At 45.5% G+C, this 14158-nt stretch carries 11 protein-coding genes; 2 read left to right on the forward strand and 9 right to left on the reverse strand.

The genetic code is table 11. The annotated features are described in order from the left end of the window. Nucleotides 1-24 precede the first annotated feature (24 nt). On the reverse strand, nt 25-276 hold the full coding sequence (locus F995_RS14270) for a hypothetical protein (RefSeq protein WP_004647441.1): 252 nt from the start codon (nt 274-276) through the stop codon (nt 25-27). 182 nt (nt 277-458) lie between these two features. Here F995_RS14270 and F995_RS14275 point away from each other — a divergent pair, with 182 nt between their 5' ends. After that, on the forward strand, nt 459-1229 hold the full coding sequence (locus F995_RS14275; RefSeq protein WP_004647442.1) for a tRNA threonylcarbamoyladenosine dehydratase: 771 nt from the start codon (nt 459-461) through the stop codon (nt 1227-1229). Between the two features lie 98 nt (nt 1230-1327). Then, a complete protein-coding gene (locus F995_RS14280; protein WP_004647443.1) occupies nt 1328-3163 on the forward strand; it encodes a tetratricopeptide repeat protein in 1836 nt (611 codons plus the stop codon). Nucleotides 3164-3230: 67 nt separating this feature from the next. Here the strand turns inward: F995_RS14280 and F995_RS14285 are convergent, their stop codons facing one another. The 8 genes from F995_RS14285 to F995_RS14320 all read right to left on the reverse strand — a co-directional run bounded on the left by F995_RS14285 (nt 3231) and on the right by F995_RS14320 (nt 13995). Beyond that, on the reverse strand, nt 3231-4655 hold the full coding sequence (locus F995_RS14285) for an efflux transporter outer membrane subunit (RefSeq protein WP_004647444.1): 1425 nt from the start codon (nt 4653-4655) through the stop codon (nt 3231-3233). 10 nt (nt 4656-4665) lie between these two features. Next, complete coding sequence (locus F995_RS14290; protein WP_004647445.1) at nt 4666-6642, reverse strand: MacB family efflux pump subunit; 1977 nt, start codon at nt 6640-6642, stop codon at nt 4666-4668. A gap of 2 nt (nt 6643-6644) precedes the next feature. Beyond that, nucleotides 6645-8006, reverse strand: coding sequence for a MacA family efflux pump subunit (locus F995_RS14295; RefSeq protein WP_004647446.1), 1362 nt, complete (start codon nt 8004-8006; stop codon nt 6645-6647). Between the two features lie 124 nt (nt 8007-8130). Further along, nucleotides 8131-9117, reverse strand: a complete 987-nt coding sequence (gene holA / locus F995_RS14300) for a DNA polymerase III subunit delta (protein WP_004647447.1) — start codon at nt 9115-9117, stop codon at nt 8131-8133. Between the two features lie 9 nt (nt 9118-9126). Beyond that, a complete protein-coding gene (locus tag F995_RS14305; protein ID WP_004647448.1) occupies nt 9127-9660 on the reverse strand; it encodes an LPS-assembly lipoprotein LptE in 534 nt (177 codons plus the stop codon). A gap of 207 nt (nt 9661-9867) precedes the next feature. Beyond that, nucleotides 9868-12489 (reverse strand): leucine--tRNA ligase, encoded by a 2622-nt coding sequence (leuS, locus tag F995_RS14310; RefSeq protein WP_004647449.1) that lies wholly within the window; start codon nt 12487-12489, stop codon nt 9868-9870. A 123-nt stretch (nt 12490-12612) separates the two neighbouring features. After that, nucleotides 12613-12966 carry a DUF4124 domain-containing protein gene (locus tag F995_RS14315; RefSeq protein ID WP_004647450.1) on the reverse strand — a complete coding sequence of 118 codons (354 nt, stop codon included), beginning with the start codon at nt 12964-12966 and terminating at the stop codon, nt 12613-12615. Nucleotides 12967-13293: 327 nt separating this feature from the next. Continuing rightward, nucleotides 13294-13995: an IS1 family transposase gene (locus F995_RS14320; RefSeq protein WP_004282341.1), complete on the reverse strand. Its 702-nt coding sequence runs from the start codon at nt 13993-13995 to the stop codon at nt 13294-13296. Nucleotides 13996-14158: the final 163 nt, after the last annotated feature.

Here is a 14158-nt window from a genome sequence, read left to right on the forward strand (position 1 = left end):
TGAAAAGAGGCGCAAGCCTCTTTTTTATTTTACTGAACTGGATTTCTTTCTAGTGTAAAACTGCTCCATGCTTTCAAAGCCTACCCACGAGAGCAATAACACGATCAGATGATTCTGTGTTTCATAACGATCGAAAATAACCAAGCCAAATAATCCTAAAGTCATTAAACGAATGAGAATGCTGAGATAATAATTTTTGTTCTTTTGGCTGATCAGAACATAAAAATAAAGCCCGATACAAAGCACGTTCAAACCCAAAAGGGTGTTAAATAGCATGACATTTCACTCCTTTTGGCCAAATGACATAGAATTAATTTGTTGATATTTTAGTCAATCTCGAGTGGGTTGTCGCTCTCATCCAACCTGAATGTCATTTAAATCGATCAAAAATTTAGTGGCGGTAAAGAAAAGCGGATTTTGCTAAAATGATCCGGTATTTTTATTGCTATAGATGACCTATGACCGACCTGCTTCAAGATGATGAATATGATCGCCGTTTTGCTGGTGTTGCCAAAATTTATGGAGAAGACAGCTTTAACCATTATGAAAAAAGTCATGTGATGGTGATAGGCATCGGTGGTGTCGGTTCATGGGCGGTAGAAGCACTGGCACGTAGCGGTGTGGGCGAACTGAGCTTGGTCGATATGGATGTGGTGGCGGCCTCTAATATTAACCGTCAATTACCTGCCATGAGCACCACACTGGGTCATGAAAAAATTGAAATCATGGCTGAACGTTGCCGCGCAATTAATCCACGGATTAAAATTAATCTGATCGATGATTACCTGACGCCTGAAAATATCAAAGAAATTTTAGCAGGTGATCCAGATTTAATCCTCGACTGTATTGACGATGTCAAAGCCAAATTTGCTCTGATGCTACATTGTCGCTTTAACAAGATTCCTTTAATTGTATCGGGCGGGGCAGGGGGTAAACTGGACCCGCTGAAAATTCGGGTCGCCGATTTATCTAAAACCGAACAGGATCCGATGCTGGCCAAATTACGTGCCCAGTTACGCAGCAAAGGCATCTGCAAAAAGCCCAAAGAAAAATTCGGCATTACTTGTGTCTATTCCATCGATAATCCATTCTCCAGTGCCGATGTCTGCGCCAGTGCCGGCTTGCGCTGTGGTGGTTATGGCTCTGCCGTGGTGGTGACTTCGAGCTTTGCCATGGTCGCTGTAGCAGAAGGCTTGAAAAAACTCGATAATAAAAGAGCAAAAGCCTGATTTAAAAAATAAAAAGCACAATCTATGTGCTTTTTTTAAACTGGCGTTTAGAATGAAAGGATTCATTTGCAGAACAAAAATAATGTTTTGGAGCAGCTATGTGGTTCTTGCTGGTACTGATTTTGGGGATAGGGGCGTTGGCGATCTGGATGTGGAAACGTCCGGATCCGGTGAAACGTGATCAGGCGAAGGCTGTACAACATGATTTATGGATTGAGCAGATTGATGCTCAACTGAAACATGCAGCACGTTTGAGTTCAGATCCTGAACATCCGAATTATGCACGCGCCTATCAGATTTACCAGAATCTTGCCCAGCAACAGGAAATTCCACAGGCTTATGTCGGCATGGGGCTGATGCATTTGCAGGGTCTGGGACATGCGCAAAATACGGAAACAGCCATCAGTTATCTCGATAAAGCCTTTCATCTGGGCAGTGATGACGCAGCTTATCATCTAGGGCAGATTCATGAGGAGCAACGCTATCAAATGGCTGACCCGGAAAAAGCGCTGTACTGGTACCGACATGCGGTAGCACGTGGCAATCTGGATGCCCAATATCGTATTACTGAACTTTCTTCTACCGAAGGCCAGCCTCAAAACGAGATGACTGCAGAAAAACAGCGTCTGGCATTATTAATTCAAAATGCCGGGCAGGGTCATGCCAATTCGCAGTATCAGTTGGCTCAGTATTATTTGGCAGATTCAACAACCCAAGATTTAGTGCAAGGAATTCATTATCTGTTTCTGGCGGCACAACAAGATCATTTGGCCGCTAATCAGCAGATCGCCGATGATTATGGGCATGGACAGATTCTCCCCCAAGACCTGATGCAATCGCTGCAATTTATTAAACGCTGTATCAGTCTCGGTGACCAGAAAGGTCTCTATGATTATTATGCCGGTGTGTTACAAGGCCGTATCGATACCGACCAGCGTCAACGCGTGTTCCAGCATTTATTGCAGCAGTCCAAAGAACACGCCGATGCACACGCCAAGACCTTAATCGGACTGGCTTATTTTCATGGCTGGTATGTTGATAAAAATGAAACCATGGCATTTCGTTACTGGTCGGAAGCGGCCAACAGTCAGCATGCGCCTGCATTATGCATGATTGCTGCGCTGTATTTTGAGCAGCACCTGGTGGCCAACGAACCGCAAAAAGCATTTGAGTTATATCAGGCTGCCTATCAGCTTAGTCCTGATGATGTGTCTGCAGGGATGGGGCTGGCGCTGTGTTATTTAAACGGTGTAGGCACAGTTAAAGATACGGGCAAAGCCACACAAATGATTCAGAGCGCGGCACAGCAGTATTGGCTGATTGAAGCTCAATCTGAAGCGGATTTAATTTATAGCGTCGGCCGATTTTATAGTCTGGCTGAATATCCATTGCCGACACGTAATAAAGCTGTCCAGTACCTGAATCAGGCGGTTGCGAAAGGTTCGAAAGAGGCGGCATGGTTCCTGTACCAAGCTCTGTCAGGCATTTATCCTGTCTTTGTGAACAATTTAGAGCTAGCAAATCGTTATCTGCATCAGGCTGCGCAATTGGGTCATGCCCAAGCACAGGCAGAATTGGGCTTGAAATATCTTAAAGGCCAACAGATTGCGCAGGATATTGCCTTAGGCTTGAGCTATCTGCAAAAAGCAGCCGCTCAGCAGAATGGTGTAGCACTGAATGCTCTGGGTGAAGCATATGAACAGGGTCAAGGTGTTGAGAGCAATATTGAGCAAGCCGTACAGTATTATCAGCAGGCGGCAGCGCAGGTAAATGCGGATGCTTATAGCCATCTTGGACGTTTATATACCAAGGGAATTGGCGTGGAGCGTGATATCAGAATCGCACGGGACTGGCTGGAAAAAGGCAGTTTACTCGGACATGAGCGATCCACTGAATTATTGAAAAATGTGAATGCGTATTTGCAAATGAAATAAACTGACTCAAATCATATGAGCTAAAAAACCGCTGTCTGACAGCGGTTTTTTTATGGATCAAGCTTTGTTAAGGTAATTGTTTAATCGGGCTACCACCCAATGCCTGCATCAAGGTGACATAAGCATTGTACTGGTTCTGTCTGGTTTGCACCAAAGACAGCCGCGCATTGCGCGTAGTTTCCTGTGCATCCAGCAGGTTTTTCAACGCCACCGCACCATTACGATAACGCACTTCAGTCAAGCGTTCAGTTCTTTCTGTCAGCTCAACATTGCGTTGCTGTAATGCAACCTGCTTAGTGAGCTCAGTACGATTCGACAAGGCATTTTCCACATCGGCAAAGGCTTCGTACATGGTCTGGCGATACTGGATAATGGCTTTTTCATATTCCAGCTCATTGACTTGCAGATCACGTTTCATGTCATTCCATTGCAGGAAAGGCAAGGTCAGACCTGCACCTAAAGTTGCAACCGGATTTTTCAGTGCATTCGAGAGGGACGTACTGCTGCCAATACCGGTGGTCAGATTGCCGGTCAAACTAATGGATGGATAGTAGCTGGCTTTGTTGGCATCTTTATTGGCCAGTGCCTTACGCAAGCGCAGTTCAGTCGCTCGAAGGTCAGGACGACGTGACAATAAACTCGCCGGTAAGTCAGCCTGAATACTCGGCAATTGAATATTCGGTAAACGGCTTGGCTCTTGAATCGCGAGCTGTTGAACCGGCATGTGCAGCAATACCGCGAGTCCGGTACGTGTTTCCACACGTTGTTGTTCAATCTGGCTTAAGGTTGCCTGTTGGCTTTGAATCGCCTGTTCCGCCTGGGTTAAATCCAGACCGGATACTGCGCCGGCACGATATTGCACTCGCACCAGATCATAGGTTTTTTGCGCGGTCGCCAGATTTTGCTGTACCACGCTATAACGTTCATTCAGATAAGCCAGTTGCCAATAGAGTTGCGCTGTGGTGCCGATCAGGCTCTGAGCAGTTGCCTGCAAGTCTTCTTCAGAGGCTAAGGCCTCCCAGCGCGCCGCTTCAGTCTGATTGGCCAGTTTGCCAAACAGATCCAGTTCATAGCTTAAGCCCGGATAGCCCAGTGAAAGACCCGTCGAAGCATTGCTGCCACCCTCCAGATCAAAACGCTGGCCCGTTGAAATTCGTGCATCACCGACACGGACACGGACGCCTTGCTGGCTTTGTGCCTGTCTGGCCTGAATGCGCGCCTGCTGTAAACTGATGCCAGCCACCGCCAGATCTGTATTCTGCGCCAGCACTTGATCGACCAAACTGTTCAATTGCGGATCTTTAAATAAGGTCCACCATTGATCTGCCAGAATGTCGGCATGGATCTGCTGACTTAAAACCTTATTATTTTGAAAGTTGCCCGGCATATTGATCGCAGGCTGCTCATAAGGTGTTTTTACCACTGCCGCACAACCGGTCAGCGAGCTTCCCAGCAACAGGGCACTGGCAAGCTTGGTTAAATTCATTTGCATATCAGGTTCCTTATTCGCGAGAAAGCGCATCGACTGGATTCAGACGAGCGGCATTACGTGCCGGGATAAAGCCAAACACAATCCCGATCAGGCTTGAGCAGACAAAGGCAGCCACAATCGAAGTGGTTGAATAGGCCATCTGGAAAGTACCGCCGGCAAAGTGGGTAATTAGCTGGCCAATCCCGAGCGAGAGCAGCACCCCCAAAATACCGCCTAAAATACACACCAGCACTGCTTCAATCAGGAACTGCTGCAAAATATCACTTTGACGTGCACCCACTGCCATCCGCACCCCAATTTCCTGAGTACGTTCAGTCACGGACACCAGCATGATATTCATCACCCCGATCCCGCCGACCACCAGTGAAATCACAGCAATCGCCGAAATTAAAAGCGTCATAGTCGCTGTGGTCTGCTGAATGGTTTCACGAATACTGTCGGCATTCTGGGTAAACACATCCTGCGCGCCATGGCGCTGTACCAACAGGTTTAAAATTGCATTTTCAGCCGCCGCACTTGGATATTCATCCTTAATCCGCACAATGATGCTGCGAACGTTAGATTGCCCCAGCATACGACTCATCACGGTAGAATACGGCAGGTAGACATTCAGGCTGTCATTATTGCCCATCATGCCTTTTTGTGCATCAATCACCCCGATAATCCGGCTCGGGACGCTACCGAGTAAAATCACCTGTCCCACCGGATTAGTACCATCTTTAAAGAAGGTATTTTTGGTATTGGTGTCAATGACAACATCTTGTGCCTGTTGCATGACGCTACTGCGGTCAAAGGGCTGACCGGACTGGAAAGTCATGCCACGCACATAAAAGAAATCTTCACTGACGCCGTTGACCGTGGTTGAAGCTTCGATTTCTTTATAACGGCCGGTGACACTGCTATTCACCGATGGGCTGACGCCATCGACATACGGTTGTTCAGCCAGCGCATCGGCATCGGCCGGAATCAGGGTTTTGGACTGTGAAGATCTGGAATTGTCCCCAAAGCCTCGACCCTGAAATACAGTAATGGTATTGGTCCCCAGACTACTGATATTTTCCAGAATCTGTTTTTGTGAGCCATTGCCCAGCGCGACCACCGAGACCACCGAAGCGATACCGATAATGATTCCGAGCATGGTCAGGAAAGTCCGCATGCGATGTGCATTCATGGCCAGCAAGGCCATACGAAAGGCTTCACCTAGACGGTCAACTGCAGAACGCCATGAAGAAATCTTCTTTTGTTCACTGCGGATTAGCGGCTGTTTTTCCAGATGCTCTTCGACTTCAGGAACATTGGGTTGGTCGGAAATGATATTGCCGTCTGAAATCTCGATAATACGCGTCGCATTTTTCGCTACATTATGATCATGCGTGACCAGAATGATGGTATGACCTTTGGCATTCAGTTCACGCAAAATACGCATCACTTCAATACCGCTGTTCTTATCCAATGCACCTGTCGGTTCATCGGCCAAAATCACGTCACCGCCATTCATCAGCGCACGGGCAATCGAAACCCGTTGCTGCTGACCACCAGAGAGCTGACTCGGACGGTTCAGGGTTTTTTCACCCAGCCCCAGATCGGTCAGAATCTTGACGGCTCGTGCATGCCGTTCAGATGAATCTGCACCAGCATAAATCGCAGGAACTTCGACATTGCCTGCTGCGTTTAAATCGCCCAGTAAATGATAACGCTGGAAAATAAAGCCGAAATATTCACGGCGTAATTGCGCGAGTTCATCCGCTTCCAGTTCGCGGGTTTCACGGCCTTTGACCTTGTAGCTACCGGTAGTTGGTTTGTCCAGACAACCCAGAATGTTCATCAGGGTTGATTTACCGGAACCGGACTGGCCGACAATCGCCACCAGTTCACCTGGATAAATCTCCAGATTCACCCCTTTTAAAATCTGGACCGTGCTTTCACCCGCAGGGAATTCACGAACCAGATTTTTCACCTCGAGGAGAGGCTGTTGTTGTGAATTCATGCTTACATTCTCATTGGGCCACGGCTATTGCCACCGCGTTTTGCTGCATCATTGGAGGTATCAGAACCATCGGCAATCACCACCTGATCACCACGTTTTAAACCTTTCAGCACTTGCGCAGTCGCGCGGTTATTCAAACCGATTAATACAGGGGTTGGTTTTGCAGTACCATCGGCTTGCAAGACACGAACCATGCCACGCTGTGCTTTACCTTGCTCAATCAGCGCAAGTTCTGCTTCAGACAGGTTTAGACGCGCTGGACGTTCAGCGGCAGGGCGGTTGCCTTGAGCCGATTCAGCTTCAGAACGTGATGCCGGGCCGCCTTCACCGCGAGAACCCTCACCACGAGCTTCACCACGATTGGCACGTGGCGGACGGTTTGAACCTTGAATGGCTGCAGCAGGAATGGTCAGTACATTTTTGGCTTCATCCAGCACGATATAAACTTGCGCCGTCATATCAATACGCAATTTTCCATCTTCATTCGGGACATCGAACAATGCGTTGTAATACACCGCAGAACTTGACGATGAGCTTGATGTATTGCTATCGGTATTAATTGAATTGGGTGCAGGCTCAACCTGACGCAGTTTAGCGTAAATCTTTTTCTCGTTATTACCTAAGGTGGTGAAATAAACCGTCTGACCTTCTTCAACTTTCATGACATCTGCTTCAGAAATTTCAGCTTTAATGGTCATGGTGTCGAGTTTGGCCAGTTTGACAATGGTCGGCGCACTCTGGTTGGCGTTTACAGTCTGACCTTCTTCGGTCACAATCGCCACAATTGTGCCATCCATCGGGGCCACAATCTGGGTATAGCCAAGATCTTCTTTGGCAGTCGCCAGCGTCAAACGTGACTGTTCAATCTGTGCATTGATGGCAGTAATATCCGCTTGTGCTGTTTTATAGTTCGCAAATGCAGATTCTAGCTCTGAGCGAGAAGTGGCATCCTGTGCATACATGGCTTTTTGACGGTTGTATTCAGCTTCAACTTTGGCCAAATTCGCCTGTCTTACTGCAAGTTGTGCCATCTGATTTTTAATGCTGGCTTCAGCGGTTTTTAAATCATTTTCCTGACGAACGGAGTCAATCCGCGCAATCAGCTGACCTTGCTTGACCTGATCGCCCAGTTCTACATACATTTTTCTGACCTGACCCGAAACCTGCGCCCCCACGCTGACCATCTTGGTCGCTTCCAGAATACCAGTTGCCAGTACAGAGCTTTCGATATCGCCTTGGGTGACTTCAGCCGTAATATATTGCGGAGGCTGTTCTTTGGGTTTGAGGAAGTACCACCCCGCAGCGATGAGCGCAATGGCAATCACGGCGGCCATAATCAATTTCGTCGGTTTTATTTTTGGCATGATCAATATCGGTTCAAAATCAGAGAATTGTGAACGATTATAAAAGCGAAATTAGGATAAATCGTGTATTTTTTTAAACTAATAGGAATGATTATTATTTTATTTTTCGAATTTTGACAAAGACTTAGTGAAATAGGGGCTTGCCACAGATACTGGAAATCGCCTGTAGTACCAGATGCTCCGGATTCTCATGTCCAAATCCTTTAATCGAGGCATCAATTCTTAATAATAACCCCGGCCAGGCCAGAAAAGTCTGCGGACTAAGACGGCGCAAGGCCTGTTGATATAACCCGACTTTGGTTTTCCAGATCCCGATTTGCAAGGCATTTTGCGGTTGTTCAAACAGCTGCATCAACAGACGCATTTCCTTGCTGAGACTCCATAAAATCAGGCTCATCGGTTCACCTGAAGCGACCAGATACTGAAAAATCTTGATCGACTGGGAAAGATTGCCTTGTAGCAGGGCATCGCTCAAATCATAGGTGCTATAACGTGACTGATCTTGTAAACATGCATATAAATGCTCCACCTGAATCACATCGATTTCAGCAAAGGTATCGCTGACCCGCATCAGGCTGTTCTTTGCCGCAAGCAGGTTGTGCTCATGATGTTGTTCCAGCCATTGCCAGGCATCATTGGCTAAACGAATGCCGAGTTTTTCAGCTTCAATACCCAGAATCTGCTGCCGGTCTTTGGGATAATTGGCCACCAGCGAAACATTGACGCCATTGGCATCAATGACCTGAAAAAAGCTGGTTTTTAGGCTACTCGCATCTTGCTTGGGCATCACCACTAATAGCAAATTATCGCTGTCTTGTTGTAAATAGCTTTTTAGCAGTTTAAGACTACTTGCATCTGGCTTGATATTGCCATGCACTTCAATCGCCAGCTGTGTTGAAAATAGCGACAGACTGTTCAGAGCATTAAAGACGGTTTTCCAGTCAGCGACCGAACTAATGTCATAGCGTTGACGTTCAATGTCCTGTTTTTGCCAGCTGCTGCGAAAGGCGTCAATTAAATTCTGTTCCAGCAAAGGCTCTTGACCATGCAATACCCAAGCACCGCGAGCTTCATCGACACGTTTCAGGGCTTGCAGATAATCAAGTTTCATAAGGTGGTCTTATTGAGCAGGTTGCGCTGGAGTATTTTGTTTGGCTAAGGGTAAGCGGTTCGATGAAATCTGACGCGCGATCTGTTGCGCCACATCATCAATAATGACCTGATTCAGATATTTTTGTTCCTGGTCATCGGTGTTGACTGTTTCAATATCATATTGATACGTACGTGTTGCCACCACAGTGCGTGGTTCAGTGATTGGATTGCCTTGTGCATCTTCAATCCGGAAAGTCACGTTTAAACGTAATAAGGTTTCAACCAGTTTACCGTTTAGTTCCAGACGGCGAGGGGTGTAATCCAGGACACGTAACACATAAGCATTGGGTGCATTACTCAGCTGTACACCTGCAGCACCGAGGTAAACCGCCAGTTTCTCTTGCAGTTCTTCAGTATTGGGCGGTAAAGACAGGTTCATGACAGAGTAAGCAACAGGTGCGGAACTCGGATTGGTCCCTTTCAGATGAAAACCACAGCCGACTAAGCCTGCACTCAGACCACAAGTTAAAACAATTGCTGCTAAACGTTTGCCCAAATGCATGTGTTGCCCTCTATGCTTCCCGAAGGGGAATATTCGAAATCCTGAACTGGATTGTAAAGTCAAAGCCCGTTGGCTGGCAACGGGCTTTGTTTGGGAATTTTGAAATCCTTCATAAAGTTCCTTCTCCCTTTGGGAGAAGGTTAGGATGAGGGTTTATATATTTACCTCTCCCTAACCCTCTCCTGAAAGGAGAGGGAATGTAAGGACTTAAACCACCAAATTCACTAATTTATTCGGTACCACAATTTCTTTCTTGGTTGGGCCAGTCAAGAATTGTTGAACTTCAGGCAATGCTTTGGCTTGAGCCAAAATATCATCTTTAGAAGCATCGACTGATACTTCTAACTTACCACGGAGTTTACCGTTGACTTGAACCACAATCGTTTGTGTATTACGTGTCAGCGCAGATTCATCTACCGCAGGGAATAAAGTTGAATTCAATCCAATCCCAAATTCGGCCAATAAAGTCTGGCTTAAATGCGGTGCAAATGGTGCAAGTAAAGTTAACAGCGTGGTAATCGATTCACGTGCAACCGCCACGTCATTGTCATCTTGGGCTTCAAATTTGTTGTTCGCGTTTAGAAGTTCCATCAATGCAGCAATGGCAGTGTTAAATGCATGACGACGTTCGATGTCATCACCGACTTTCTGGATGGTTTCGTGAGTTTTACGACGTAGGTCTTGCGCGGCCGTTGAAAGAGCAGTTTTGTCGATGCTGGCAGCAGTATTCGCTTTTTCAAGGAAACCTGTTGCTAAACGCCATACACGTTTCAGGAAGCGGTTTGCACCCTCAACACCGGCATCAGACCATTCCAGTGATTGATCTGGTGGTGCTGCGAACATCATGAACACGCGTGCCGTATCTGCGCCGTACTGGTCAATAATCGATTGCGGGTCGATACCGTTATTTTTCGATTTCGACATTTTTTCCTGACCGCCAACCACAACTTCTTGGCCATCTTCTTTATATTTGGCAGAAAGCACACGGCCTTTTTCGTCTTTTTCAAGTTCGATATCCGCAGGGTTAAACCAGGTTTTCTTGCCAGATTCAGCTTCACGATAGAAGGTATCTGCTAGCACCATACCTTGCGTTAACAAGTTAGTGAATGGTTCATTGCCTTGTACTACGCCTTCATCGCGCATCAATTTGTGGAAGAAACGCGCATATAACAAATGCAGAATCGCGTGTTCAACACCACCGATGTACTGGTTTACAGGCAACCAAGTTTGGCCAGCTTCTGGTTTTACCATGCCACCCGTAAAGTCGGGAGATGCATAACGTGCATAGTACCAAGATGATTCCACGAAGGTATCCAGCGTATCTGTTTCACGACGAGCATCGCCACCACAGCTTGGGCATGACGTTTTGTAGAATTCAGGCATTTTGTTCAACGGGTTACCTGAACCATCTGGAACAACGTCAGTCGGAAGAACCACAGGAAGCTGCTCTTCAGGTACTGGCACTTGACCACATGATGGACAGTTAATCATTGGAATTGGACAACCCCAATAACGCTGACGAGATACACCCCAGTCACGTAAACGGAATTGAACTTTAGAACTTGCCAGGCCTGTTGGTTCTAATTTAGCAAGAAATGCATCGTATGCACCCTGAAAATCTAAACCGTCAAATTCGCCTGAATTAACCAGTTTGCCTTCTTTAGAGCCGTACCATTCTTGCCATTGAGTCGCATCAAAGTCAGCATCATCTGCGCCTTTAGCATCAATCACTTGCTTGATGGTCAAGCTATATTTATTGGCAAATTCGAAGTCACGTTCATCATGTGATGGAACCGCCATCACTGCACCTGAACCATAAGACATCAATACATAGTTGGCGATCCAGACCGGAACTTCTTCGCCAGTCACAGGATGCTTCACAGAAAGACCGGTTGCCATGCCTTTCTTCTCGGCAGTCGCAAGATCCGCTTCTGCCACAGAACCCATACGGCATTCTTCAATGAATGCAGCCAATTCTGGGTTTGTTTCAGCCGCTTTCAGCGCCATCGGGTGTTCTGCTGCAACTGCAACATAGGTCACGCCCATCAAGGTATCGGCACGGGTAGTAAATACCGTTAAACCATCTGCATACACGTCAGGATTTGCTGAAGGGAAAGTGATGTCCATCCCTTGTGAGCGGCCAATCCAGTTACGCTGCATGGTCAACACTTGTTGTGGCCAGCCATCTTTAAGCGTGTCTAAATCGTCAAGTAACTCTTGCGCATAATCAGTGATGCGGAAGTAGTACATTGGAATATCACGCTTTTCTACCAATGCACCTGAACGCCAGCCACGACCATTTTCAACCTGTTCGTTGGCAAGAACAGTCTGATCGACCGGATCCCAATTCACGGTTGAAAGCTTACGGTAGATCAAGCCTTTTTTATAAAGCTGAACAAATAGCCATTGTTCCCAACGATAGTATTCAGGGGTACAGGTCGCAAATTCACGATCCCAATCTACGGCTAGACCGAGTTTTTTCAACTGGTCACGCATGTAAGCAATATTTTCAAATGTCCATTTTGCCGGTGCAACCTGGTGTGCAATCGCTGCGTTTTCAGCAGGCAGACCAAAAGCATCCCAACCCATCGGTTGCAGGACAGTTTCACCTTTTAAGCGATGGAAACGGCTGATCACGTCACCAATCGTATAGTTACGCACATGACCCATATGTAGCTTGCCACTTGGGTAAGGGAACATCGAGAGAATATAACGACGTGGACCTTCTACTTTGTCGGCAACTTTAAAGGCTTTGCGAGATTCCCAATCCTGTTGGACTTGAGGCTCAATCGCACTGGCTTGATATTCGGAATCAATGTGAGTAGTCATAAACGTATCAGTGAATTACGGTGAAAAAAGTCTGTTGCACAGCATAGCGCAAAATGTACCTAAAAGTGAATTTTGCGCCGGCATTTCCCGAAGAAAAAACACGCTGTTCTATATAGAGGTGTCTTATAAAGCAACTGCACGATTTTTAGATTGCTGCAAGGCTTCGTTGGCTTCACGTTGTTGCTGGTCCTGATTCGCAGGAACTTGAGGGGCTTGTTGCTGTTGTTCTTGAGGTGTGTTCTCGGTTTGAACTTCAGTTTCAGTAGTTCTAGATGATGCTGGTGCTGAATTTTTCCAGCCATAGGTATCCACTGTGGTGGCTTTTTTCGCAGATTTCGGTGGTGGTGTTTTCGTATAGTGCGTGGTGCCCTTGGTATCGACCCATTTATAATACTGGATTGCTGAAGCACTGCTGCTACAGATGCCTAGAGAAATTGCACAACTCAGACTTAAGGCAGTTAAAAAAGATATTTTCATTGTTTTTGAGCCTCTGTGTTCTAGCCATAAAATACTACAAAACATTGTAGTGATTTTCACAGTAAAAATAATGAATTTTTTATCCGCTCTATTCATGATTAAGAGTCGAACAGCTTCTGCATCTCGTTTGTAGAAGTGGTGAGCAAATTTTCAGACACAAAATTTATTGATAAACAACTTCACTTGATTTAATAAAAATTCATTCATTTTTTTTATATAAGACATACTAAAAATTTATAAAATTAAATATATAAGTTTATGAATTTTATTGGATTAAATATTATTAGATTAATTCTTTATGGTGGTGTTTCAAAAAGTATGCTGGCATTAAACGAATCCATTATTGATATAAAAGAACACTAAATCAAAGGCTTTGAAATGATTTTCAAGCTTTTTGGAGAAGTTGCAGCTTCTCCTAAAGCCTCGCCTGATTCGATGCCGTAATCGACAATTATTGCCTTCTATACCCACAGTGAAAAATTTACCAATCAACTGTTTGCATTCTTTAAAGGTCGTAACAAAGCTATCCCAATGGTCACTTGATATACATGTATAGCTTACACCTAACTGCTTCAATTTTAATTTAAGTCGTTTTGCAGTGGCTAAATCTCGGTTACCCCATACATAAGCAACAATTTCACCTGTTTCTCGATGATAGGCATAAATTAGCCATTGTTTATTTTGCTTATGACCAACAAAAGTCCAAAACTCATCTACTTCAAGGGTTTCATAATGACTTTGCTGTGCTCGAAGTTGATATTTTGATTGGCTAAGTGTCCGTAGAACTTTACCGATACTTACTCTTTCAATTTCTGCTATATCCCTGACACCACTGCCTCGCACCATGAGGTGTAATATTTTGGTTTTGATACCTGAGTGACAGCCTTGATAACTGAGAGCATGATCACCAATAAATTGACGTCTGCATATTTTACATTGGTAATTTTGCTTACCATCTACTTTTGTGCCATTTTTCTTTATACTGTCACTTAGGCAGGCTGGACACTTGATTTCTAGAGTTATTCGCATTTCTCTATTTTATCAAAATCCAACCTGCTTTTTTTCAGCATACTTTTTGAAACACCACCTTCTTTATTACTGTCTTTGCTCTAGATCGCTGTTAAAAACAGCAAATCAGGTGTTTTTAAGCGCATATTGCCTGTTTTTTAAACTTGACTTTAAAGCCTGAAAA

It is taken from the genome of Acinetobacter sp. CIP A162, assembly GCF_000367905.1.
GTDB classification, from domain to species: Bacteria; Pseudomonadota; Gammaproteobacteria; order Pseudomonadales; family Moraxellaceae; genus Acinetobacter; species Acinetobacter lwoffii.

Coding starts and splice junctions, on each gene's coding strand:
- F995_RS14285 (WP_004647444.1), bottom strand. CDS start 4,655: ATGCAAATGAATTTAACCAAGCTTGCCAGTGCCCTGTTGCTGGGAAGC.
- F995_RS14315 (WP_004647450.1), bottom strand. CDS start 12,966: ATGAAAATATCTTTTTTAACTGCCTTAAGTCTGAGTTGTGCAATTTCT.
- leuS (WP_004647449.1), bottom strand. CDS start 12,489: ATGACTACTCACATTGATTCCGAATATCAAGCCAGTGCGATTGAGCCT.
- F995_RS14280 (WP_004647443.1), top strand. CDS start 1,328: ATGTGGTTCTTGCTGGTACTGATTTTGGGGATAGGGGCGTTGGCGATC.
- F995_RS14275 (WP_004647442.1), top strand. CDS start 459: ATGACCGACCTGCTTCAAGATGATGAATATGATCGCCGTTTTGCTGGT.
- holA (WP_004647447.1), bottom strand. CDS start 9,117: ATGAAACTTGATTATCTGCAAGCCCTGAAACGTGTCGATGAAGCTCGC.
- F995_RS14270 (WP_004647441.1), bottom strand. CDS start 276: ATGCTATTTAACACCCTTTTGGGTTTGAACGTGCTTTGTATCGGGCTT.
- F995_RS14320 (WP_004282341.1), bottom strand. CDS start 13,995: ATGCGAATAACTCTAGAAATCAAGTGTCCAGCCTGCCTAAGTGACAGT.
- F995_RS14305 (WP_004647448.1), bottom strand. CDS start 9,660: ATGCATTTGGGCAAACGTTTAGCAGCAATTGTTTTAACTTGTGGTCTG.
- F995_RS14290 (WP_004647445.1), bottom strand. CDS start 6,642: ATGAATTCACAACAACAGCCTCTCCTCGAGGTGAAAAATCTGGTTCGT.
- F995_RS14295 (WP_004647446.1), bottom strand. CDS start 8,006: ATGCCAAAAATAAAACCGACGAAATTGATTATGGCCGCCGTGATTGCC.